The organism is Micromonospora humidisoli (assembly GCF_016900955.1).
Lineage (GTDB): Bacteria > Actinomycetota > Actinomycetes > Mycobacteriales > Micromonosporaceae > Micromonospora > Micromonospora wenchangensis.
Map to the genome: position 1 here is coordinate 202,838 of NZ_JAFEUO010000002.1, position 21,771 is coordinate 224,608.

22 protein-coding genes and 1 tRNA gene are annotated in these 21,771 nt (G+C 72.0%); 16 read left to right on the forward strand and 7 right to left on the reverse strand.

Annotated elements, in window-relative coordinates; translation table 11 throughout:
* Nucleotides 1-4: 4 nt before the first annotated feature.
* Both JQN84_RS06295 and hppD read right to left on the reverse strand, forming a co-directional pair.
* Nucleotides 5-733, reverse strand: a complete 729-nt coding sequence (locus JQN84_RS06295; protein WP_204957496.1) for an RDD family protein — start codon at nucleotides 731-733, stop codon at nucleotides 5-7.
* Nucleotides 734-744: 11 nt separating this feature from the next.
* Nucleotides 745-1,950 carry a 4-hydroxyphenylpyruvate dioxygenase gene (hppD, locus tag JQN84_RS06300; protein WP_204957497.1) on the reverse strand — a complete coding sequence of 402 codons (1,206 nt, stop codon included), beginning with the start codon at nucleotides 1,948-1,950 and terminating at the stop codon, nucleotides 745-747.
* A 139-nt stretch (nucleotides 1,951-2,089) separates the two neighbouring features.
* On the opposite strand from hppD, the gene JQN84_RS06305 reads away from it, so the two are divergent.
* The 4 genes from JQN84_RS06305 to JQN84_RS06320 all read left to right on the forward strand — a co-directional run bounded on the left by JQN84_RS06305 (nucleotide 2,090) and on the right by JQN84_RS06320 (nucleotide 7,647).
* Complete coding sequence (locus JQN84_RS06305) at nucleotides 2,090-2,578, forward strand: Lrp/AsnC family transcriptional regulator (RefSeq protein WP_204957498.1); 489 nt, start codon at nucleotides 2,090-2,092, stop codon at nucleotides 2,576-2,578.
* Between the two features lie 202 nt (nucleotides 2,579-2,780).
* Nucleotides 2,781-4,193: an outer membrane protein assembly factor BamB family protein gene (locus JQN84_RS06310; RefSeq protein ID WP_204958148.1), complete on the forward strand. Its 1,413-nt coding sequence runs from the start codon at nucleotides 2,781-2,783 to the stop codon at nucleotides 4,191-4,193.
* Nucleotides 4,194-4,260: 67 nt separating this feature from the next.
* Nucleotides 4,261-5,928, forward strand: coding sequence for a fumarate hydratase (locus JQN84_RS06315; RefSeq protein ID WP_204957499.1), 1,668 nt, complete (start codon nucleotides 4,261-4,263; stop codon nucleotides 5,926-5,928).
* Between the two features lie 318 nt (nucleotides 5,929-6,246).
* Nucleotides 6,247-7,647: a class II fumarate hydratase gene (locus JQN84_RS06320; RefSeq protein ID WP_372445930.1), complete on the forward strand. Its 1,401-nt coding sequence runs from the start codon at nucleotides 6,247-6,249 to the stop codon at nucleotides 7,645-7,647.
* A gap of 100 nt (nucleotides 7,648-7,747) precedes the next feature.
* On the opposite strand, the gene JQN84_RS06325 is transcribed toward JQN84_RS06320, so the two are convergent.
* Nucleotides 7,748-7,996, reverse strand: a complete 249-nt coding sequence (locus JQN84_RS06325) for a hypothetical protein (RefSeq protein WP_204958149.1) — start codon at nucleotides 7,994-7,996, stop codon at nucleotides 7,748-7,750.
* A 719-nt stretch (nucleotides 7,997-8,715) separates the two neighbouring features.
* Between JQN84_RS06325 and JQN84_RS06330 the strand changes: the two genes are divergently transcribed.
* The 3 genes from JQN84_RS06330 to JQN84_RS06340 are packed head-to-tail and all read left to right on the forward strand — an operon-like array spanning nucleotide 8,716 to nucleotide 10,367.
* Nucleotides 8,716-9,528, forward strand: coding sequence for a helix-turn-helix domain-containing protein (locus JQN84_RS06330; protein WP_204957501.1), 813 nt, complete (start codon nucleotides 8,716-8,718; stop codon nucleotides 9,526-9,528).
* A complete protein-coding gene (locus tag JQN84_RS06335) occupies nucleotides 9,519-9,731 on the forward strand; it encodes a DUF397 domain-containing protein (RefSeq protein ID WP_307821045.1) in 213 nt (70 codons plus the stop codon). The genes JQN84_RS06330 and JQN84_RS06335 overlap by 10 nt, the downstream gene beginning before the upstream one ends.
* Before the next feature lie 54 nt (nucleotides 9,732-9,785).
* Nucleotides 9,786-10,367, forward strand: coding sequence for a GNAT family N-acetyltransferase (locus JQN84_RS06340; protein ID WP_281902418.1), 582 nt, complete (start codon nucleotides 9,786-9,788; stop codon nucleotides 10,365-10,367).
* Here JQN84_RS06340 and JQN84_RS06345 read toward each other — a convergent pair.
* Entirely contained in the window at nucleotides 10,324-10,872 is a 549-nt protein-coding gene (locus tag JQN84_RS06345) for a CGNR zinc finger domain-containing protein (RefSeq protein ID WP_204957503.1), read from the reverse strand. The two genes, JQN84_RS06340 and JQN84_RS06345, sit on opposite strands and share 44 nt — an antisense overlap.
* Nucleotides 10,873-10,949: 77 nt before the next feature.
* Here JQN84_RS06345 and JQN84_RS06350 point away from each other — a divergent pair, with 77 nt between their 5' ends.
* From JQN84_RS06350 to JQN84_RS06360, 3 genes are all read left to right on the forward strand, one after another.
* The gene (locus JQN84_RS06350; RefSeq protein WP_204957504.1) at nucleotides 10,950-11,912 is read left to right on the forward strand and encodes an EamA family transporter; all 963 of its coding nucleotides are present in this window, start codon (nucleotides 10,950-10,952) and stop codon (nucleotides 11,910-11,912) included.
* A 59-nt stretch (nucleotides 11,913-11,971) separates the two neighbouring features.
* Nucleotides 11,972-12,661, forward strand: a complete 690-nt coding sequence (locus JQN84_RS06355) for an HAD family hydrolase (RefSeq protein WP_204957505.1) — start codon at nucleotides 11,972-11,974, stop codon at nucleotides 12,659-12,661.
* A gap of 88 nt (nucleotides 12,662-12,749) precedes the next feature.
* Nucleotides 12,750-14,441 (forward strand): S8 family serine peptidase, encoded by a 1,692-nt coding sequence (locus JQN84_RS06360; protein WP_204957506.1) that lies wholly within the window; start codon nucleotides 12,750-12,752, stop codon nucleotides 14,439-14,441.
* 87 nt (nucleotides 14,442-14,528) lie between these two features.
* Here JQN84_RS06360 and JQN84_RS06365 read toward each other — a convergent pair whose 3' ends face one another.
* Nucleotides 14,529-15,206: an IclR family transcriptional regulator gene (locus tag JQN84_RS06365; protein ID WP_204957507.1), complete on the reverse strand. Its 678-nt coding sequence runs from the start codon at nucleotides 15,204-15,206 to the stop codon at nucleotides 14,529-14,531.
* Between the two features lie 63 nt (nucleotides 15,207-15,269).
* On the opposite strand from JQN84_RS06365, the gene cysS reads away from it, so the two are divergent.
* Both cysS and rlmB read left to right on the forward strand, forming a co-directional pair.
* On the forward strand, nucleotides 15,270-16,685 hold the full coding sequence (gene cysS, locus JQN84_RS06370) for a cysteine--tRNA ligase (protein WP_204957508.1): 1,416 nt from the start codon (nucleotides 15,270-15,272) through the stop codon (nucleotides 16,683-16,685).
* Nucleotides 16,685-17,830, forward strand: coding sequence for a 23S rRNA (guanosine(2251)-2'-O)-methyltransferase RlmB (rlmB, locus tag JQN84_RS06375; RefSeq protein WP_204957509.1), 1,146 nt, complete (start codon nucleotides 16,685-16,687; stop codon nucleotides 17,828-17,830). Before cysS ends, rlmB begins: the two co-directional genes overlap by 1 nt.
* 89 nt (nucleotides 17,831-17,919) lie before the next feature.
* Here rlmB and JQN84_RS06380 read toward each other — a convergent pair whose 3' ends face one another.
* A complete protein-coding gene (locus JQN84_RS06380) occupies nucleotides 17,920-19,011 on the reverse strand; it encodes an ABC transporter ATP-binding protein (RefSeq protein WP_088643228.1) in 1,092 nt (363 codons plus the stop codon).
* A gap of 366 nt (nucleotides 19,012-19,377) precedes the next feature.
* Between JQN84_RS06380 and JQN84_RS06385 the strand changes: the two genes are divergently transcribed.
* The 4 genes from JQN84_RS06385 to JQN84_RS06400 all read left to right on the forward strand — a co-directional run bounded on the left by JQN84_RS06385 (nucleotide 19,378) and on the right by JQN84_RS06400 (nucleotide 20,975).
* Nucleotides 19,378-19,454, forward strand: a tRNA-Thr gene (locus tag JQN84_RS06385).
* A 168-nt stretch (nucleotides 19,455-19,622) separates the two neighbouring features.
* Nucleotides 19,623-20,027, forward strand: coding sequence for a helix-turn-helix domain-containing protein (locus JQN84_RS06390; protein WP_204957510.1), 405 nt, complete (start codon nucleotides 19,623-19,625; stop codon nucleotides 20,025-20,027).
* A 35-nt stretch (nucleotides 20,028-20,062) separates the two neighbouring features.
* Entirely contained in the window at nucleotides 20,063-20,482 is a 420-nt protein-coding gene (locus JQN84_RS06395) for a VOC family protein (protein WP_204957511.1), read from the forward strand.
* 67 nt (nucleotides 20,483-20,549) lie between these two features.
* Nucleotides 20,550-20,975: an ASCH domain-containing protein gene (locus tag JQN84_RS06400; RefSeq protein WP_204958151.1), complete on the forward strand. Its 426-nt coding sequence runs from the start codon at nucleotides 20,550-20,552 to the stop codon at nucleotides 20,973-20,975.
* Between the two features lie 18 nt (nucleotides 20,976-20,993).
* Here JQN84_RS06400 and JQN84_RS06405 read toward each other — a convergent pair whose 3' ends face one another.
* The gene (locus JQN84_RS06405; protein WP_204957512.1) at nucleotides 20,994-21,680 is read right to left on the reverse strand and encodes a hypothetical protein; all 687 of its coding nucleotides are present in this window, start codon (nucleotides 21,678-21,680) and stop codon (nucleotides 20,994-20,996) included.
* Nucleotides 21,681-21,771 lie beyond the last annotated feature (91 nt).

The window sequence follows — 21,771 nt, forward strand, 5'->3', positions numbered from 1 at the left end:
TCGCTCACCCGGCAACCTTAACGACGATGGTGCCGGCGAACTTGTCGTGGAGGCACTGCTGCCACGGCTTGTCCCAGAGCTGCCACAGCCCGTCGAGGTAGCTGAAGACGGGAATGACCGCCCCGCCGATCTGGTAGGCGGCCCACCGCTTGGCCGCCGCCGTACGGGTCAGCGTGGCGGCCGGGTCGAGCGGCACCACCTGGATCTTCATCACCCGCTTGCCGATGGTCTGCCCGGTCTTGAACATCATCTCGACCTGGTAGACGTAGCTCAGGGCGAACGCCACCACGAAGATCACGCCCTGCAACACCAGCATCGGAATCAGGAAGTTGGTGAACGGGTCGGAGGTGGCCCGGCCGTCGGCCGTGGTGGTCAGGTCGGGCAGGACCAGCTGGAAGAAGACGATGAAGGCCGGCACGATGAAGACCATGCTGGCCGCGATGAGCACCGCCCCGTCGATGAGCAGGGCGAGCAGCCGGTCACCGAAGCTGGCCAGCGGCAGCCCACGCGGCGACATCCCGGGCGGCGGCATGCCGGGTGCCGGCGGCGGGTACCCGGGCATCCCGGCGTACGGGCCGGGTCGCGGGTAGCCGCCGGGCGGGGCGGCGTAGGGGCCGGGTTGCGGCGGCACGGCGTACCCCTGGGGGTGTGGGCCGGCGGGCGGGGCGAAGCCGCCGGCGGCGGGCCTGGGCCCACCGGCCGGCGGTGTCGGATAGCTCGGAGGTTGCGTCACGCGAGACAGTGTTACAAATTGCCGCGCGCTTCCTGCTCACGCTCGATGGCTTCGAACAGCGCCTTGAAGTTGCCCTTGCCGAAACCGAGCGAGCCGTGCCGCTCGATCAGCTCGAAGAAGACCGTCGGCCGGTCCTGCACCGGCTTGGTGAAGATCTGGAGCAGGTAGCCGTCCTCGTCCCGGTCGACCAGGATCTTGCGGGACTTCAGCTCCTCGATCGGCACCCGCACCTTGCCGATCCGGGCCCGCAGCTCCGGGTCGTCGTAGTACGAGTCGGGGGTGTCGAGGAACTCGACGCCGGCCGCGCGCATCGCGTCGACGCTGGCCAGGATGTCGTTGGTGGCGACCGCGATGTGCTGCGCGCCGGGGCCCTGGTAGAACTCCAGGTACTCGTCGATCTGCGACTTCTTGCGGGCTACCGCCGGCTCGTTGAGCGGGAACTTCACCTTCCGGGTGCCGCTGGCGACGACCTTGCTCATCAGCGCCGAGTAGTCGGTGGCGATGTCGTCGCCGATGAACTCGGCCATGTTGGAGAAGCCCATCACCCGCTTGTAGAACTCCACCCACTCGTCCATCCGGCCCAGCTCCACGTTGCCGACCACGTGGTCGACGGCCTGGAAGAAGCGCTTCGGCTGGAGGCCGGCGGCGATCATCGGCTGCCGGTCGACGATCGGGCCCCGGGCCACGAAGCCGGGCAGGAACGGGCCGCTGTAGCGGGACCTGTCGACCAGGCTGTGCCGGGTGTCGCCGTACGCGGCGATGGCGGCCATCCGGACGGTGCCGTACGCGTCGGTCACGTCGTGCGGCTCGACCAGGCCGGTAGCGCCCTGGGCCAGCGCGTGCGCGTACGCGGCGTCGACGTCCGGCACCTCCAGCGCGATGTCACTGACCCCGTCGGAGTGCTTCGCGACGTGGTCGGCGCCGGCCGCGTCGGGGCGGACCGCGCCGGTCAGCACGAACCGGGCCGAGCCGCTGGTCAGCACGTACTCGGCGTGGTCGCGGTAGCCCTGCTCGGGCCCCCGGTAGGCCACGCAGGTCATCCCGAACGCGGTGGAGTAGTAGTGCGCGGCCTGCTTGGCGTTGCCGACCAGGAAGTGCACGTGGTCGAGGCCCTTGACCGGGAACGGGTCACGGGTGATGTCGTGGTCGACTGCGCCGACGAGCGTGTCGACGTCGATGTTCTCGGTCGGCTGGGGTCGGTCGATCGCCTGGGTCACGGTGGCCTCCCTCGGTTGCGGCCGGCGTCGTGGGCCGGTGGTCCGACAGCTCTTGCAGGGAGCATCGCGGGGCCGGGTTCACTGGGCAACCGTCACGTTTTCCGCTGGTCAGGTTGCGCAATCGGTAGGGTGTCCAGCCATGAACGCTGGACAGGGTGCACAGCTCGACGCGTTGGACGGCAGGCTGGTCCAACTCCTCGCCGACGAACCCCGGATCGGGGTGCTGGAATGCTCCCGCCGGCTCGGGGTGGCCCGGGGCACCGTCCAGGCCCGGCTGGACAAGCTGGTCGACCGGGGGGTGATCGGCGGGTTCGGGCCGGAGATCCGGCCGGCGGCGATCGGGTTCGCGGTGACCAGCTTCGTCACTTTGGAGATCAGCCAGCGGCACGGCCACGACACGGTCACCGCCCACCTGGCGGCGATCCCGGAGGTGCTGGAGGCGCACACCATCACCGGGGCGAGCGACCTGCTCTGCCGGATCGTGGCGCGCTCCAACACCGACCTGCAACGGGTGATCGACCAGATCGTCTCGTCCGAGGCGATCCGCCGGGCCTCCACGATCATCGCGCTGGCCGAGCAGATCCCGTACCGCACGCTGCCGTTGCTGCGGTCCGCCGCCGGTTCGTGATCAGGGCAATTGGGCTGATATAGCGGTATCCGAAGGCTCTATGGACGCTATTTCGGCGATGGTGTGATGCGTCCGGTCTGCCCGCCGGGTACGTCCCCCGCCAGGGAGAAAGCGGGGCGACACTCCGGCGCGGGGGCGGGGCGGGGAGGTGATCGTCGCTACGGTGTCCGGTGTGAAGGGCCTTGGCGGGGTGCGGGGAGGGCTGCTGCTCGGGCTCGTCATCGTGATCGCGCTCGCCGTCACCGGAGTGTGGAACCCCTTCCCCGGGGTGTGGGACTGGGTCGACCGCAGCGAGCCGATCTCCGAACCGGACGTGCTGTGGCAGCAGCGGGTCGGCGGTACCCCGAAGAGCGTCACGATCGTCGGCGACACCGTCGTGGTCGAGCAACGTACCCGCACGGAGGTGCGCAGCCTCGCCACCGGCGCGCCGCTGTGGGAACGCAAGGCGGACTGGTCGGCGGTGGCCGGCGGCGACCGCGACGCCGTCGTCGCCGTGGGCAAGCTCCTGGTCAAGGGGTACGAGCTGCTCGACCCCACCACCGGGGCGGTGCGGCGACGTGACGGTGACGCGGTGGCCGTCTGGACGTACCGGAACATGCTGCTGGACGCCCGGTGCGTGGCCGCCACCGACTGCACGCTCAGCGCCTGGGACCCGCGCGGCACCCGCCCACTGTGGACGGCCTTCCTGCCCGGCGTCAGCAGCGGGCTGTTCGCCGACAACCCGGGTCTGCTCGGCACCCGGCGGCTCACCGCGCAGCGCATCGACGAGGGGGTGGCCGGGCCGGAGTCGGTGCCGCCGCTGCTCGGCTTCCCCGTCGACGGCCGGGTGCACGTGGTGGACACCGCCACCGGCCGGGTGGTGCAGGACGTCGAGCCGGGCCGGGACGAGCGGTTGTCGGTGGTCGGCGGCCGGCTGCTCAAGATCCGCGCGGTGTCGGTCGACGGCAGCTGCCAGTACACCGTCTCGGCCCGCGACCCGGCCACCGGGCAGGAGGTGTGGCGGCGCAGCGGGTTCAACCTGCGCACCGCCGACAGCGCCGGATGCGCGCAGCGGGAGGACCCGCAGGGGGCGCGCAGCGTGCTGATCGGGGTGGCCCCCGACGGGCGGGAGGCCGTCCTCGACGGCTACGACGGCCGGCTGCTGCTGGTGGACGCCGAGGGCGAGAAACTGCTCGCCGTCGACGACAGGTACGCCCTGGTCCGCAGCGCCGACAAGGAATCGGTGATCGCCCGGGAACTGGGCACCGGCAGGGCCCGCTGGACCCGGCCGGCCGGCGCGAAGGCGGGCGCGGCGCTCACCCCGTACGCGGCGGTGCTGACCGGGGACAAGCCGAACCGGCTGGTCGCCGTGGACCCGCGTACCGGTAGGGAACTCGTGGTGTTGCGGACCAGCGCCAACGCGCTCGCTGTCGGCCCGAACGGGATGGTCGTCGGCGAGGGGCGGGAGATCGGCTACGTCCGGTTCGGCGCGGGTGCCGGTGCGCCCCCGCCCGCCGCGCCCCCGGCCGGATCGGACGGTGGTGACGGGTCCGGCCCGGGGCGGACCGGCGGCGCGCCGGAGCCCGAGGACAGCTGCGGGCCGAAACGGGAACTCTGCGCCAACGGCAACGGGTGAGAGCGGCGTCCCACGACCCACCCGGCGGGTGTCACCGATCGCCCGGTCTGCCCTAGGCTTTTCCGTCATGAGCAGTGCCGCCGCGTTCTCGTACGCCCCCTTGCTGCCGACCGGTCCGGATCAGACCGAATACCGCCTGGTCACCGACGAGGGCGTCGACGTCGTCCACGGTCCGGGGGGTCGCCGTTTCCTGACCGTGGAGCCGGCCGCGCTGACCGCGCTGACCGCCGAGGCGATGCATGACATCGCGCACTTCCTGCGCCCGGCGCACCTGGCCCAGCTCCGGTCGATCATCGACGATCCGGCGGCCTCGCCGAACGACCGGTTCGTCGCGCTGGACCTGCTGCGCAACGCCAACATCGCCGCCGGTGGCGTGCTGCCGATGTGCCAGGACACCGGCACCGCGATCGTGATGGGCAAGCGGGGCCGGCACGTGCTCACCGACGGCGCCGACGCCGAGGCGATCTCGCGTGGCGTCTACCAGGCGTACACGCGGCTGAACCTGCGGTACTCGCAGCTCGCCCCGCTGACCATGTGGGACGAACGGAACACCGGCAGCAATCTGCCCGCCCAGGTCGACCTGTACGCCGAGGACCCGGACGGGCACCCCGACGCGTACAAGTTCCTGTTCATGGCCAAGGGCGGTGGTTCGGCCAACAAGTCCTACCTCTACCAGGAGACCAAGGCGCTGCTCAACCCGACGCGGATGATGCAGTTCCTGGAGGAGAAGCTGCGGCTGATCGGCACCTCGGCCTGCCCGCCGTACCACCTGGCGATCGTCATCGGCGGCACCTCGGCCGAGTACGCCCTCAAGACCGCCAAGTACGCCTCGGCGAAGTACCTCGACGCGCTGCCCACCTCCGGCTCGATGACCGCCCACGGCTTCCGGGACCTGGAGCTGGAGGCGGAGGTGCTGGAGCTGACCCGCAACTTCGGCATCGGCGCGCAGTTCGGCGGCAGGTACTTCTGCCACGACGTGCGGGTGGTCCGGCTGCCCCGGCACGGCGCGTCCTGCCCGGTGGCGATCGCGGTGTCCTGCTCGGCCGACCGGCAGGCGGTCGCCAAGATCACCCCGTCCGGCGTGTGGCTGGAGCGCCTGGAGACCGACCCGGCGCGCTACCTGCCGGACGTCACCGACGAGACGCTCGACGCCTCCGACGTGGTACGCGTCGACCTCAACCGGCCGATGGACGAGATCCGGGCCGAGCTGTCGAAGTACCCGGTGAAGACCCGGCTGTCGCTGACCGGCCCGCTGGTCGTCGCCCGGGACATCGCCCACGCCAAGATCGCCGAGCGGCTCGACGCCGGGGAGCCGATGCCGCAGTACCTGCGCGACCACGCCGTCTACTACGCCGGCCCGGCCAAGACCCCCGAGGGCTACGCCTCCGGCTCGTTCGGCCCGACCACCGCGGGCCGGATGGACGCGTACGTGGCGAAGTTCCAGGCGGCCGGCGGTTCCCAGGTGATGCTGGCCAAGGGCAACCGGTCGGGCCAGGTGACCCGCTCCTGCCAGCAGCACGGCGGGTTCTACCTCGGCTCGATCGGCGGCCCGGCGGCCCGGCTCGCCCAGGACTGCATCAAGCACGTCGAGGTGCTGGAGTACGCCGAGCTGGGCATGGAGGCGGTCTGGAAGATCGAGGTGGAGGACTTCCCGGCGTTCATCGTGGTCGACGACAAGGGCAACGACTTCTTCGCCGAGGTCACCAAGCCGGTCCTGACCGTGGGCCGCCGCTGACGAGCCAGTTCGCCCCGCACACGCCCTAACATCGCTGAGTGTCCCGACCGACCTACCCGATTCGTACGGCGCGGCTCACCCTGCCTCCGGTCACGCTCGACGATCTCGATGACGTGTGCTCCTGTCAGCGTCGACCGGAGGTCTTCGCCGATCATGGAGTTGTGGTGGGTAACAGAACGCCCGTAAGACCCCCAAAGTCGGCACCACAACTCCATGATCGTCAAGCGGGCCTACCCCGTTTTGCTTGATCTTGTTCTGTCGTCCGTTTTCTCCTGAGCCTCGCTGCGAGCAGGGGGAGCGCGGGGCAGGATGGGACGGGTGACGACTCCAGACGCAGCGGGCTACCGGATCGAACGCGACTCGATGGGCGAGGTGGAGGTGCCCGCCGAGGCGTTGTGGCGGGCGCAGACCCAGCGCGCGGTGCAGAACTTCCCGATCTCCGGCCGGGGCATCGAGCCGGCCCAGATCAAGGCGCTGGCCCAGATCAAGGGGGCCGCCGCCCTGGTCAACGGCGAGCTGGGGGTGATCGGCGCGGACGTCGCCGAGGCGATCGCCACCGCCGCCGCGCACGTGGCCGACGGCGGGTACGACGACCAGTTCCCGATCGACGTGTTCCAGACCGGCTCGGGTACCTCGTCGAACATGAACACCAACGAGGTGATCGCCACCCTGGCCACCCGGGAGCTGGGCCGCGACGTGCACCCGAACGACGACGTGAATGCCTCCCAGTCCAGCAACGACGTCTTCCCGTCCTCGATCCACCTGGCCGCCACCCAGTTCGTGGTGGAGGACCTGCTGCCGTCGCTGCGCCACCTGGCGGAGGCGTTGGAGGCGAAGGCGGCCGAGTTCGAGACGGTGGTCAAGGCGGGGCGTACCCACCTGATGGACGCCACCCCGGTCACCCTGGGGCAGGAGTTCGGCGGGTACGCGGCACAGGTCCGCTACGGCGTCGAGCGGTTGGAGTCGGCGCTGCCCCGGCTGGCCGAGCTGCCGTTGGGCGGCACCGCCGTGGGCACCGGCATCAACACCCCGCTGGGCTTCGCCGGCAAGGTGATCGAGAAGCTGCGCGCCTCGACCGGGCTGCCGTTGACCGAGGCCCGAAACCACTTCGAGGCGCAGGGGGCGCGGGACGCGTTGGTCGAGACGTCCGGCCAGCTGCGTACCGTCGCGGTCGGGCTCTACAAGATCGCCAACGACGTACGCTGGATGGGGTCCGGCCCCCGGGCGGGCCTGCGGGAGCTGCGCATCCCCGACCTCCAGCCCGGCTCGTCGATCATGCCGGGCAAGGTGAACCCGGTGGTCGCCGAGGCGGTGCGGCAGGTCTGCGCGCAGGTGATCGGCAACGACGCGGCGGTCGCGTTCGCCGGCAGCCAGGGCGACTTCGAGCTGAACGTCATGCTCCCGGTGATGGGCCGCAACCTGCTCGAATCGATCAAGCTGCTCTCCACGTCCAGCCGGCTCTTCGCCGACCGGCTGGTGGCCGGCCTGGTCGCGGACGCCGAGGTCTGCCTGGCGTACGCGGAGGGGTCGCCGTCGATCGTCACCCCGCTCAACCGCCACCTCGGGTACGACGAGGCCGCCTCGATCGCCAAGGAGGCGCTGGCGAAGCAGGTCAGCATCCGGGAGGTGGTGATCTCCCGGGGGCACGTCGACTCCGGCAAACTCACCGAGACCCAGCTCGACGAGGCCCTTGACCTGCTCCGGATGACCCACCCCTGACCCGCCCTGCCTGACCCCGCCCCTGCTTGATCGACTCCTGTGGGCCGATGGAGCGGTGTCAGGCGGATTCGACAGCGCTACATCGGCTCTCGTGAGTGGATCATGGCTCGGTCGGTGGGCGGGTACGGGGAACCCAGGCGAGGAAGCGGGCGAAGAGGGTCGCCGGGTCGGGGCCGGTGTCGGGATAGAGGCGGTACAGGTCGGCGGTGGCGTCGTGCAGCACCGTGCAGAGGTAGATGTTGAGCGCGACCCGGTCGTGGGCGTACTCGGAGACGAGGGTGAGTCGGGCGGTCCCGCAGGGCCACGGCGCGGCGCACACCCGACACAGCCAGAGCGGGCGCAACGGCAGGTGGGGGCGCGGATTCGCCGGCCCCGGCCCACCGCGGCCGACGGGGTCGGGTGGTCCGCCGGGGCGGCGCGGCCCGTCCGGGCCGGCCGCCGCGCTCACCGGCGTCCCCGGTTGGCGCGCCACTCCTGGGCGAGCGTGAGCCAACCGACCCGCCCCACCCGGGGAAACGAGATGGTGGTGTCCTCCCACCCGGGCGGACCCGACCCGGTACCCGGGGTTACCTCCGCTCCCGTGTCCGGGGTCGGATGGGCGTCCGGTCCGCTGGCCCGGTAGAAGGCCGGGTGGGTGGCTGGCCCGGTGGTCGGGGACGTGGCCGGATAAGCGCCCGGTCCGCTGGGCGGAAACGGTGTCGGGTGGGTGACCGGGCGGGCGGGTGGGGGAGCGGGCCGGTGGAGTGGGGCCGCTTCGGGGAACCGGCCGGATCGGAATCTACGGGCAAGCCGGTATCGCCAGGTGAGCCGGGGCATCGCGTCGCCTCCATGGTGGGTCGGCTGGTCGTCTCCCCCGGCGGTGGGACCGCCGGCCGGGGAGCAGGCCGTCCCACCGCGACACCGGTCCGCCCGGAGGGAGAGCGGTCGATGTCGCACTTCACAGTCTGCTGATGAAACCACTACCGTGTGAAGGGTTGTTGTCGGCTTCCGGTCTTGTCCTGTGTCAGCGGCGTCCCTGGTCGGCGTGGTGTCGGAGTCGATCGTCGGCGCGGTGGAGGGCGGCTGGAGATGACGGACGGGCGGATGACGGCGGCGGCCTTCCTCGTCGCCGAGCTGCGGCGGGCCCGAACCCGGCGGGGCTTGAGCCAGGACGACCTCGCCAAGGCGGTCAACTACTCGGCGTCGATGGTCAGCGCGATCGAACTGGGCCAGCAGCCGCCCACCGCCAAGTACCTCGAACTGGCCGACAGGGCCCTCGACACCGGCGGCATCTTCAGCCGGATGCTCACCGACCTGGTCGCGCTCGACCGGGCCCGGGTGTGGCAACTCGGCTGGCGGGCACTGATCGAGCAGGCGCGCGCGGTCCGCTGGTACGAGCCGCTGTACGTGCCCGGTCTCTTCCAGACGGAGGCGTATGCCCGAGCCGTCTTCGAGGCCGGCGCGTTGCTCGACGGGCCCGAGGTGGAGCGGCGGCTGACCGACCGGCTGGAGACCCACGCGGTGCTGTACCGCGACCAGCCGCCGCAGGTGGTCGCGATCCTCGACGAGGCTGCCCTCCGCCGTCAGGTCGGCAACCGGAAGGTGATGGGTGAGCAGGTCGCGCACCTCGCGCGGGTGGCGACGGAGCACCCCCGGGTCCGGCTGCACCTGGTGCCGGGCACGGCCGGGGAGTACCCGGGGCTCGCCGGGGGTTTCGTGCTGGCGACCCTGCCCGACGGCGTGGAGCTGGGGTGTGTCGGCGGGCAGGTCCGTACCCAGGAGTTCACCGAGCCCGACGTGCTGATCCGGATGCGGGAGGTCTGGGAGTCGACCCTCGGTGAGGCGTTGCCCCCGGCAGAGTCCATCGAGTTGATGCGGGAGGTGGCGGAGTCGTGGAACTGACCGGTGCGGCAGGTCGTGCGGTTCCCGGGCCGACCGGCCCGACCTGGCGCACGAGCACCCGCAGCAGCCAGAACCACGACTGTGTCGAGGTGGCGAACCTGGTCGGGGTGGTCGGGGTGCGGGACAGCAAGGACCCGACGGGCCCGGTGCTCACCTTCCCGGCGTACTCCTGGCGGATCTTCGTGGCCGCGCCGCCGCGCTGACGGGACCGGAAAAGCCGGTCGACCGGACGGCCGGCGGGCGGCATGATCCGGGGTGTGACCGGCTCGGACGGGGTGTTGCTGACGACGGCCCGGCTGCGGTTGCGCCGTTTCACCTCGGACGACGTGCCGCATCTGGTCGAACTGGACAGCGACCCGGAGGTGATGCGGTTCCTCACCGGCGGCCGGCCGACCCCGCCCGCCACCGTGCGGGACGAGCAGCTACCCCGGATTCTCGCCGGCTACGACCGCTACCCGGGGCTGGGCCGGTGGGCGGCTGAGGACACCATCGACGGTGCTTTCCTCGGCTGGTTCGCGCTCGACCCGTCCGACGACGGCACCGGGCCGGAGCTGGGTTACCGGCTGCGTCGGGCGGCCTGGGGGCGGGGCCTGGCCACCGAGGGGGCCCGCGCGCTGGTCGGCCACGCCTTCGACACCCCGGGGGTACGCCGGGTGTGGGCGCAGACGATGGCGGTGAACGTGCGCTCCCGGGCGGTGCTGGCGAAGGCCGGCCTGCGGTACGTCCGCACCTTCCACCTCGACTGGGCCGACCCGATCCCCGGAACGGAGCACGGCGAGGTGGAGTACGAGTTGCTCAGGGGCGACTACCGGCCGCCTTGCGGGCCCGGTACGCGCTGACCGCGACCCGGTTGCCGCAGCCCGCGTCGCAGAACCGGCGGGACCGGTTCCGGGACAGGTCGACCAGCACGTTGGGGCATTCGGGGTGGGCGCAGTGCCGCAGCCGGCCCAGCTCGTCGCCTCGGACCAGGTCGGCGACGGCCATCGCCGCCTCGACGGCCATCCGGGTGGCCAGCGGGGCGTCCCGGGGCACCGCGTGCACGTGGTACGGCTCGTCATCGTGCCGGATGAGCTGCGGCAGCGCCCGGGACTCGCGGAGCAGGTCGTTGACCACGGTGACGACGGTGTCCGGGTCGTCGTCCCAGAGCCGGCGCAGCCGGGGGCGCAGGGCCCGGACGGCGTGCAGCTCGGCGTCGGTGCGCTCGTGCCGGCCGGTCCACCCGTTCGCGGTGACGAAGCGGTCCAGCGCGGCGATGTCGGGCAGCCCTTCGCCGTCCCGGCCGTCGGTGTTGACCAGGGCGGTGGCGGCGGTCAGCCCGCACTCCGTGTCATGGGCGAAAAGCAACTTGACCCCTGTCGTCGTCGGCGGCTAGCGTCACTGGCGTAAGCCTACTTTGCTGATGTCACGTCCGAGGAGCCCCGATGCCGCACCGACCCGTCGCCGGCACCGGCCTGGCCCTTGCCCTGCTCTCCGCCGTCACGTTCGCCACCTCCGGCATCTTCGCCAGGTCGCTGATCGGGGCCGGCTGGTCGGCCGAGGCGGTCGTGGTCGCCCGGGTCGGCCTGGCCGCCCTGGTGCTGGCCGTCCCCGCCGTGCTGGCGCTGCGCGGCCGGGCCGGGGTGCTGCGCCGCAACCTCGGCCCGGTCACCGTCTTCGGCCTGCTCGGTGTCGCCACCGCACAGGCCTGCTTCTTCAACGCCGTCCGCTACCTGCCGGTCGGGGTGGCCCTGCTCCTGGAATACCTCGGCATCATCCTCGTGGTCGGCTGGCTGTGGCTGGTGCACGGGCAGCGCCCCCGCCGGCTCACCGTCGCCGGATCACTGGCCGCCCTGGTCGGGCTCGTCCTGGTGCTCGACCTGACCGGCACGGGCCGGCTCGACCCGGTGGGCGTGCTCTGGGGCCTCGGCGCGGCCGTCGGGCTGGCCGGCTACTTCGTCCTCGCCGCGCGGGTCGACGCCGACCTGCCCTCGGTGACCATGGCCAGTGGCGGGATGGCCGTCGGCGCGGCCGTGCTCGCCCTGCTCGGCCTGGTCGGGGTGCTGCCGCTGCGGGCCACCTTCGGCGCGGTCGACTTCGCCGGGCAGCGCACCAGCTGGCTCGTCCCGATCGTCGGGCTGTCACTGGTCGCCGCCGTGGTCGCCTACCTGACCGGGATCGCCGCGACGCGCCTGCTCGGTGCCCGGCTGTCGTCGTTCGTCGGGCTGACCGAGGTGCTGTTCGCGGTGCTCATCGCCTGGCTGGTGCTCGGCGAGCTGCCGGTGCCGGTGCAACTCGCCGGGGGTGCGCTGATCGTCGCCGGGGTGGCCCTGGTCCGCCTCGACGAGCTGCGCGCGGGCCGCACCGAACAGCCGGCGGCCCGGACGGAACAGCCGGCACTGACCTGAGCCGGGGTGGTGGCCTGCTCGACGTGGCCGGGCAGGGGGAACGTGAGAGGGTGTCGGGCATGCTCAGCGTGGTGGTGTTCGACGCCGACGAGACCCTGATCGACCTGCGCCCGGCGGTCACCGGCGCCCTGGTGGCCGTACTGGAGGAGATGCGTCGCCGGACCCCGGTGGCGGCCGGGGTGACCTTCGCCGAGGTGGAGTCCGACTGGCAGGCGGTGTTCGGGTCGATGACCGCCGCGCCGGTGATGGAGATCCGCCGGGCCGCGCTGGCCCGGTCCCTCGACCGGGCCGGGCTGGTCGGCCAGCTCGACGAGTTCGCCGAACTCTTCTTCACCACGCGCTACGCGCTCAGCCACCCGTACCCCGACGCCCTGCCGGCGCTGGCCGCGCTGCGCGCCGACTTCACCCTCGGGTACGCCACCAACGGCAACAGCCGCGCCGAACGCTGCGGCCTGCCCGGAGAGTTCGCCTTCGAGTTGTACGCCCACGAGGGCGGCCTGCCCAAGAAGCCCGACCCGGCGTTCTACGCGGCGATCGTCGCCGCCGCCGGCGTGCCGGCGCAACGGATCGCGTACGTCGGCGACTCGATCTCCCACGACGTGCTCGGCCCCCAGCAGGCCGGAATGCGTGGCATCTGGCTCAACCGACGCGGACTGGCCCTCCCCGCCGGGGTACGCCCCGACGCCGAGGTGGGCACGCTCACCGATCTGCCGGCGGCCCTGCGCAGCCTGCAACCGACGAATGCCTGATGCGGGACCAATTCGGATTTGTATCTGGCGGAATTCCCGCTGGTGCTATGGGATGGCGCCACGTCCCTCAACGAGAGGATCTGATGTGGTGAGCAAGCGCTTCACCGCCGGAGCCGTCGCGACCGCGGCGGCCCTGGCACTTACGGTGACCGGCCTGACCGTCCCGGCGAACGCCGGGCCGACCACCAGCCGGACGTTCACCGTGGTGGCCGAGGACGGCGTCTCTGCGGACGCGGCGATCGCCGCGATCCGTGCCGCCGGCGGCACCGTCGTGTCCCGTACGGACGACGTCGGTCTGTACCAGGTCACCAGCGACCGGGCCGACTTCGCCGGTCGGGTCACCGCCGCCCCCGCGCTGGTCGGCGCGGCCGAGCAGCGGGCCATCGGCCGCAAGCCCAAGTTGGACCGGGTCGAGCAGGAGAACCTGCTGACCCGGGCCGGGCAGGCGGCCAAGGCGAAGGGCAACGCCAACGGCAAGAAGCTCGACCCGCTCGACGACAAGCTCTGGGGCCTCGGCATGATCGGGGCCGACAAGGCCCGCAAGGTCATGCCCGGCGACAAGCGGGTCACCGTCGGCGTCCTGGACACCGGCGTCGACGCCAGCCAGCCCGACCTCGCGCCCAACTTCAACTGGGCGCTGTCCCGCAACTTCGCTCCGGACATCGTCGACATCGACGGTCCGTGCGAGGTGGCGAGTTGCCTCGACCCGGTCGGCACCGACGACGGTGGGCACGGCACCCACGTCGCCGGCACCATCGGTGCGGCGGCCAACGGCTTCGGCCTGTCCGGTGTCGCCCCGAACGTCTCGCTGGTGGAGCTCAAGGGCGGCCAGGACTCCGGATACTTCTTCCTCAACCCGGTCGTCAACGCCCTGGTGCACGCCGGCAAGTCCGGCCTCGACGTGGTGAACATGTCGTTCTACGTCGACCCGTGGCTCTACAACTGCACCGCGAACCCGGCCGACTCGCCCGAGTCGCAGGCCGAGCAGCGGGCTGTCATCAAGGCGATGAAGCGGGCCCTGAACTTCGCCCACAACAAGGGCGTCACCCTGGTCGGCGCGCTCGGCAACAACCACGAGGACCTCGGCGCGCCCCGCACCGACGTGTCCAGCCCGGACTACGGCGCCGACCCGTACCCGCGCCCGATCGACAACGAGAGCTGCTGGGACCTCCCCGCGGAGGGCCCGCACGTGATCGGCGTGTCCGCCGTCGGCCCGTCCGGCAAGAAGGCCGACTTCTCCAACTACGGCACCGAGCAGATTTCGGTCGCCGCGCCGGGTGGCTGGTACCGCGACGGCTTCGGCACCGACACCTACCGCACCGACGCCAACATGATCCTCTCGACGTACCCGAAGAAGGTGCTCCAGGAGGAGGGATCGGTCGACGAGAACGGCAACGTCGTGCCGGGCTTCGAGAACTCGGTGTTCAAGCAGTGCACCACCGCCGGTGAGTGTGGCTACTACACCTACCTCCAGGGCACCTCGATGGCGTCGCCGCACGTCAGCGGGGTCGCCGCGCTGATCGTCAGCAAGTGGGGCAAGAAGGAGGGGAAGGACGGCTACGGCCTGGCGCCGGCCAAGGTGGAGCAGCACCTCTACCGGACCGCCACCGAGCACGCCTGCCCGGAGCCGCGTCTGCAGAGCTACGCCAACGAGGGCCGGTCGACCGAGTTCGACGCGTACTGCGCCGGGTCGCTGAACTTCAACGGCTTCTACGGGTACGGCATCGTGGACGCCAACGCGGCGGTCCGCAGCCCGCTCAAGCCGAACGTCACCCCCTGACGTTCGACAGCACGGCCTGAACCGCTCGACGGAGAGGCCCGGACGACCCCTGGTCGTGCGGGCCTCTCCGCGCATCTGCCCGGCGGCTCAGGACAGGGCGGTGGCGATCGTCCGGGCGGCAGTGGTGACCTGCGGGCCGACCGTGTCGACCGGCAGCGGGGCCAGCGAGATCACCCCGACGCTCGCCTCCAGGCCGGGCACCCCGAGCACCGGCGCGGCCACCCCGTACGCCCCGGCCTGGAGTTCCCCGGCGGTGCTCACCGGGCCCGCGTGGCCGGCCCGCCCGGCGAGGACGGCCCGCCCGGCGGCCCCGCGCTCCAGCGGGTGCCGGGCCCCCGGCCGGTACGCCACGTGGAGCGACGTCCAGCTCGGCTCGACCACGGCCAGGGCGACCCCCTCGCCGCCCTCCACCACGGTCAGGTGCGCGGTCGCCCCGGTCTGCTCGGCGAGCCGCCGCAGCGCCGGCAGGGCCCCCTCGGCCAGCAGCGGCTGGGCCCGTCGGGCCAGGTGCAGCACGCCGACACCGAGGCGCAGCCGGCCGTCGCCGCCCCGGCGCAGCATGCCGTGTCCGGTCAGCGCGCTCACCAGCCGGTAGACGGCGGCCCGGCCGATGCCGAGCCGGTGGGCGGCCTCGGTGACGGTCAGTCCGGCCGGCGCGTCGGCGACCAGGTGCAGCAGGCGCAGGCCCCGGTCCAGGGTCTGCGCCGTCTCGCCACCCGCAGGCGTCTGGTTGCCCGGCTCGCCGGGGGCCGCCGTCGTCTCCACAGCAGGCAGCGTACGACCCGGCTCGGGCCGACCCGGGACAGCACGGACAGCTACCCTGGTACGGTGACGCTACGCCTGTATGACACCGCCGCCCGATCGGTGCGGGACTTCGTTCCGCGGGAAACCGGCAAGGTGGGGGTCTACCTGTGTGGTCTCACCCTCCAGGCGCCGCCGCACATCGGTCACCTTCGCTCCGGCGTCAACTACGACGTGTTGCGGCGTTGGCTGTCGGCCGCCGGCTTCGAGGTCACCTTCATCCGCAACGTGACCGACATCGACGACAAGATCCTCGTCAAGGCGCAGGAGCAGGGCCGCCCGTTCTGGTCCATCGCGTACGCCAACGAGCTGGTCCTGGCCCGGTCCTACCGGGCGTTGAACGTGCTGCCGCCGACGTACGAGCCGCGGGCGACCGGGCACATCCCGGAGATGCACGAGCTGATCGCCAGGCTGATCGAGACCGGTCACGCCTACCCGGCCACCGACGGCTCCGGCGACGTCTACTTCGACGTGTCCTCCTGGCCGGCGTACGGGTCGCTGTCCGGCCAGTCGCCCGACGACATGCAGTCCGCCGGGGACGCCCCGGAGCGCGGCAAGCGGGACCCCCGGGACTTCGCGCTGTGGAAGGGCGTCAAGCCGGACGAGCCGGCCGACGCCTACTGGCCCTCGCCGTGGGGTCGGGGCCGGCCCGGCTGGCACATCGAGTGCTCGGCGATGTGCCTGCGGTACCTCGGCGCGGAGTTCGACATCCACGGCGGCGGGCTCGACCTGACCTTCCCGCACCACGAGAACGAGATCGCCCAGTCGCAGGCCGCCGGGCTGCCCTTCGCCCGCTGGTGGGTGCACCACGGACTGCTCAGCATCGGCGGCGCCAAGATGGGCAAGTCGCTGGGCAACGCCCTCGACCTCGACTACGTCGACTCGCTCGGGGTGCGTCCGGTGGAGCTGCGCTACTACTACGCGGCGGCGCACTACCGGTCCCGGATCGACTACTCGGAGGACGCGCTGCGCGAGGCCGCGGTGGCGTACCGGCGGATCGAGGGGTTCGTGCAGCGGGCCGTGGAGCGGGTCGGCGCGGGGCAGCTCGGTGAGTTGCCCGCCGGGTTCGTGGCCGCGATGGACGACGACCTGAACACCTCGGCCGCGCTCGCCGTCCTCCAGGCGACCCTGCGGGACGGCAACACCGCGCTGGCCGACGGCGACGATGTGACGGTCCGCACCACCCTGGCCGCCACCCGGGCGATGCTGGATATCCTCGGCGTCGACCCCCTCGACCCGGCCTGGACCGGTGGCGGTCGCGTCGACGACCTGCGGGGCGTGGTGGACTCCCTGGTCGCACTGGCCCTGGAGCAGCGCGCGCAGGCCCGCAGCCGCAAGGACTGGGCGGCTGCGGACGCCGTACGCGACCAGCTCAAGCAGGCCGGCGTGGTGGTCGAGGACACCCCGCAGGGCCCCCGTTGGACTATTGGAGAGCAGGACTGATGGCCGGCAACTCGCAGCGCCGTGGCCGGCGACTGACGTCGAAGGCGGGTGCCCCCAAGGGCTCCGGCGGCAAGAACAAGGACTCCCTCGCGGGCCGGGGCAAGACCCTGCCCGCCGACGAGCGTCCCTGGCACAAGGCGTACTCGGGGACCGAGAAGCTGCCCCAGCGCACCGCCTGGAAGCAGGACAAGGAGCGCCGGGCGGCGGCCGAGGAGGGCCGGGCTCCCAAGATCGGCCAGCCGGGCACCAAGGACACCACCTGGGGCAAGGGAACCCGGGGCGTGGCCCCCGCCCGGGCCGGCGGTGGTGGTCGGTCCGGCGCGGGTGGCCGGGGTGGCGCCGGTGCGGGCCGCAGCGGTCCCCGGGTCGCGCCGGGGCGCAAGTCCAACCCGTCGAGGGACAGCCCGGAGCTGCTGGTGGGCCGCAACCCGGTGCTGGAGTCGCTGCGCGCCCAGGTGCCGGCGACCGCGCTCTACACCGCGCTGGGCATCGACGCCGACGACCGGGTCAACGAGATCACCCGGACGGCCGCCGACCGGGGCATCGCCATCCTGGAGATCAGCCGGGCCGAACTGGACCGGATGACCGGCGGTGTGCTGCACCAGGGTGTCGGCCTCCAGGTGCCGCCGTTCGCCTACGAGCTCTTCGAGGACCTGCTGGCGGCCTCCCTGGAGCAGCCCGCCCCGCTGTTGGTGGCGCTGGACGGGGTCACCGACCCGCGCAACCTGGGTGCGGTGATCCGGTCGGCTGCCGCGTTCGGTGCGCAGGGTGTGTTCGTACCGGAGCGGCGGGCCGCCGGAATCACCGCGACCGCCTGGCGGACCAGTGCCGGCGCGGCGGCGCGGGTGCCGGTCGCCCAGGTCACCAACCTGACCCGGTCGTTGAAGGCGTGTCAGGACGCCGGGTTCATGGTGGTCGGCCTGGACGCCGACGGCGACACCGACCTGTACGACCTGGAGGCCGCGGTCGGCCCGCTGGTCGTGGTGGTCGGCTCCGAGGGGCGCGGGCTGTCCCGGCTGGTCGGGGAGACCTGTGACCTGACCGTCAGCATCCCGATGATCTCCGACGTGGAGTCGTTGAACGCCAGCGTCGCCGCCGCCGTCACCCTCGCCGAGGTGGCCCGCCGCCGCGCTGCGGAAGGCTGATCCGGCGCGGGCACCCGGCCCGCCCGGGACGAGAACACGACGAAAGGGGCGGCCCGCCGAAGCGGACCGCCCCTTTCCGTGCGGTGGGATCAGATGCGGTGACCGGTGGCCGCGTTGAAGACGTGGCTGCGGCCGGCACGCGGCTTCACGAACACGGTGTCACCCATGTTCGGCATGTTCCGCCGGTCGGTGCGGACCACGAACCGCTCCTCGTGGCCCTCCAGCGCGGCGTGGCCGTAGACGTTCGCGTCCGAACCGAGGTCCTCGACCAGCTCGACCACGACCGGCATGCCGCCCTCGGTGGGGCTGACCAGGTCGCAGTCCTCCGGGCGGAAACCGACGGTGACCCGGTTGTCGCCACCCTCGCTGCGGGCCGCCTCGACCTGCTCGCGGGTCAGCGGGATGTGCATCTCGGCGAACGCCGCACCCCGCTCGTTCAGCGGGACGGTCTTGATGTTCATGGCGGGGGAGCCCATGAAGCCGGCGACGAACACGTTGGCCGGGGTGTCGTAGAGCGCCCGCGGGGTGTCCACCTGCTGGAGGACGCCGTCGAGCATGACCGCCACCCGGTGACCCATGGTCATGGCCTCGACCTGGTCGTGGGTGACGTAGACCGTGGTGATGCCCAGCTTGGCCTGGAGCGACGCGATCTGGGTACGGGTCTGCACGCGGAGCTTGGCGTCGAGGTTCGACAGCGGCTCGTCCATGAGGAAGACCTGCGGCTCGCGGACGATCGCCCGGCCCATCGCGACGCGCTGGCGCTGACCACCGGAGAGCGCCTTCGGCTTGCGGCTGAGGTACTCCTCCAGCTGGAGCAGGCCGGCCGCCTCCTTGACCCGCCGGTCGATCTCGGCCTTGGGGGTCTTGCGCAGCTTGAGGGCGAACGCCATGTTCTCGTACACCGACATGTGCGGGTAGAGGGCGTAGTTCTGGAAGACCATCGCGATGTCGCGGGCCTTCGGCGGGAGGTGGGTGACGTCCCGGTCGTCGATGTAGATCGCGCCGTCGTCGACGTCCTCCAGGCCGGCGAGCATCCGCAGGCTGGTGGACTTGCCGCAACCCGACGGGCCGACCAGGACGAGGAACTCGCCGTCGCCGATCTGGAGGTCGAGCTGGTTGACGGCGGGGCGTTCGGTGCCCGGGTAGATCCGGGAGGCCTTCGCGTAGGTGACCGTAGCCATGGTGGTGCGCTTCCTTTCACCGGCAGGAACGTGCCGGACGATCCGAGTGAAGGAGCTGTCGGCACCCACGGTGCCGACCCGCGGACGCCATCCGCAGGGCAGCCGTGGCCGACCCCGGGTGTCATCCGTGTCACTGCACGGTAAACGGGATTTCCATCCCTGCCAAGACGGGATACACCGAGTGGGACGGACGGCATACGCATTTCGGTCAGGCGGGCACGGCCGGGCATCAATCCCCTCGCCTGACGGGGCTCCGGCGCGTCGATTCGTCGGTGGTACGGGCATGAGATTGACGTTTTCCATGCTCGGGCACCCTGCCGGCCGGGATTTCCCGACGTCAGTCGCTATGCTGACCTCGCACCACGCGCCCCTGTAGCTCAGCTGGCCAGAGCACTCGCCTTGTAAGCGAGATGTCGCCGGTTCGATCCCGGCCGGGGGCTCCAATTCCACAGCACGGCCGCCACTGGCGTTGCCGCTTGTCGATCCGTCGGCGGTGCGCGGGCGCGGACGACCGTCCGTGCCGCCGTCCCCGCCCGTCGCGGGACCCCGCCGGCCGGGCCCGGCTGGGTAACCTGATCCGGCGCGAACGGGGACGACGGGGGCGGGGGCCGATGAGTCGTGCGGTGGAGCAGTCGAACCGGGCCATGCTGCGGGCCCGGGACGCGATGGACCGGGCATACGCCGAACCGCTGGACATCCCGGCGCTGGCCCGGATCGCGCTGGTGTCCGAGGCGCACTTCATCCGTACCTTCCGGGCAACCTTCGGCGAGACGCCCCACCGCTACCTGCAACGACGTCGGGTGGAGCGGGCGATGGCGCTGCTGGTGGAGACCGGCCGGGACGTCACCGACATCTGTTTCGCCGTCGGGTTCAGCAGTCTCGGCTCGTTCAGCCGCACCTTCCGGCAGATCGTCGGCGAGTCACCGAGCGAGTACCGCAGCCGCCGGTCGGCCGGCGACCCGACGGTGCCGAGCTGCTTCACCAAGGCCTGGACCAGGCCCAGCAGTTTTGGATAAGCAGCAGGTCAGCGGCCTGGCATAGCGTCTGCGGCATGACGATGAACGCGATCACCCGCTCCCAGCTCTACGTCCTCGACCAGGACGAGGCGCTCGACTTCTACGTCGGCAAGCTGGGCTTCGAGGTCAACACCGACCAGGATCTGGGCTTCATGCGGTGGCTGACGGTCAACGTGCCAGGCGACCCGCAGCGCGAGGTGCTGCTGGAGAGGCCCGGCCCGCCCGCGCTGGACCCGGCGACCGCCGAGCAGGTCCGGGAGCTGCTGACCAAGGGCGCGATCGGCGGGTGGCTGAGCATCACCACCGACGACGCGCACAAGACGTACGAGGACCTGGTCGCCATGGGCGTCGACATCACCGACGAGCCGACCGAACGGCCGTACGGCATCGACTTCGGCATCCGTGACCCGTTCGGCAACCGGATCCGGATCGGCCAGATGTTCCCCCGGGCCTGACCCGGCGACGCCGGTATCGCGGGTGCGGGCGGCGTGGTCACCGGGCTACCGTCGCCCGGTGACCACGCTGAACGTTCCCGACCTGCCGAAATGCGAGTTCGCCTTCCCTGGCCCGCTGCGTGACCAACTCGTCGCCGCCGTGCTCAGCGGGGCGAAGACCTCCACCACGGGCCTGCTCCAGGACTACGAGCGCGACGGCGAGCCGTTACCGGCGGTGGGCGACCGGTCGGTGGTGGTCGACTCCGCCGACCGGCCGGTCGCGGTGATCGAGGTGACCGGGGTGCGGGTGGTCCGGCTCGGCGACGTCGACCTCGACCACGCCCGCGACGAGGGGGAGGGCTACGACTCGGTGGCGGCCTGGCGGGCCGGTCACGAGGACTACTGGCACGGGCCGGACTACCTGGGCTGGCTGGGTGATCCCGGGTTCCGGGTGGACGACGACACCCTCGCCGTCGTCGAACGCTTCCGGGTGGTGCCGGGCGTCACCGGCTGACCCGGGGTGGCGGGCTGGTCAGCCGGTGGGCTGTTCCAGTTCGTCCCGGATGGTGATGAAGTCTTCCTTGCGGTCCGGCTGCTTGGTGGCGGTCAGGAAGACCACCACCCCGGCGACCTCGGGATCGGCCCAGGCGCAGGCGGTGAGGTGGCCCTGGTCGGCGGTCCGCCCGCGCCCGCACCGGGCCTCGCCGCCGTACCTGCCGAACTCCACCGACCGGGGCTTCGGAACCCGGTACGGCTTGAGCAGCCGGTCCAGCATGGCCTGCGGGTCGGCGATGGTGCCCGAGACGGCGCTCACCACGATCGTCTCCGGGGTGGGTCGACCCTGTCCGTAGACCCCCTCGACGGTGCTGGTGGCCGGGGAAGCCTCGCGGGTCAGCTCGTTGAGCCGGAACCGGGGCAGCCCGGCGGGCAGTGGCGTGCCCGTGCGGGGCAGCCCCAGCAGGGTGTCCGGGGTCCGCAACGTCCGCGCCACCGGTGTCGGAGTGGGCACGGAGGCCCGTTCGACGTCGGCGACCGCGCACCCCGTGGCCAGGACGGTGGCGACCACCGCCGGCAGCGACCCGATCCGGCCGAGCGTCCGGCGCAGGCCGGCCGGCCCGGACGCGCGCGGTAGGCCGAGGGGGAGGTGCGGGCGCGACGGGCGGTGTGGGACGGTCGGGTCGAGCGGGTGGCGCGGACCGGCGGGTCGTCTCTTCGGCACAACGCTCCTCGCACGAATCGGAGCGGGTAGGTTATCCGACCAGTGTCACCCCGGGCGGCTTCCGCCCGCGCGGGCCGCCGTGAGCCGCGCC

Bases quoted from the DNA above. Each gene is read 5' to 3' on its own strand.
- JQN84_RS06330 (WP_204957501.1), top strand. From the start codon at position 8,716: ATGACGGACGGGCGGATGACGGCGGCGGCCTTCCTCGTCGCCGAGCTG.
- JQN84_RS06380 (WP_088643228.1), bottom strand. From the start codon at position 19,011: ATGGCTACGGTCACCTACGCGAAGGCCTCCCGGATCTACCCGGGCACC.
- JQN84_RS06315 (WP_204957499.1), top strand. From the start codon at position 4,261: ATGAGCAGTGCCGCCGCGTTCTCGTACGCCCCCTTGCTGCCGACCGGT.
- JQN84_RS06350 (WP_204957504.1), top strand. From the start codon at position 10,950: ATGCCGCACCGACCCGTCGCCGGCACCGGCCTGGCCCTTGCCCTGCTC.
- rlmB (WP_204957509.1), top strand. From the start codon at position 16,685: ATGGCCGGCAACTCGCAGCGCCGTGGCCGGCGACTGACGTCGAAGGCG.
- JQN84_RS06390 (WP_204957510.1), top strand. From the start codon at position 19,623: ATGAGTCGTGCGGTGGAGCAGTCGAACCGGGCCATGCTGCGGGCCCGG.
- JQN84_RS06395 (WP_204957511.1), top strand. From the start codon at position 20,063: ATGACGATGAACGCGATCACCCGCTCCCAGCTCTACGTCCTCGACCAG.
- JQN84_RS06305 (WP_204957498.1), top strand. From the start codon at position 2,090: ATGAACGCTGGACAGGGTGCACAGCTCGACGCGTTGGACGGCAGGCTG.
- JQN84_RS06355 (WP_204957505.1), top strand. From the start codon at position 11,972: ATGCTCAGCGTGGTGGTGTTCGACGCCGACGAGACCCTGATCGACCTG.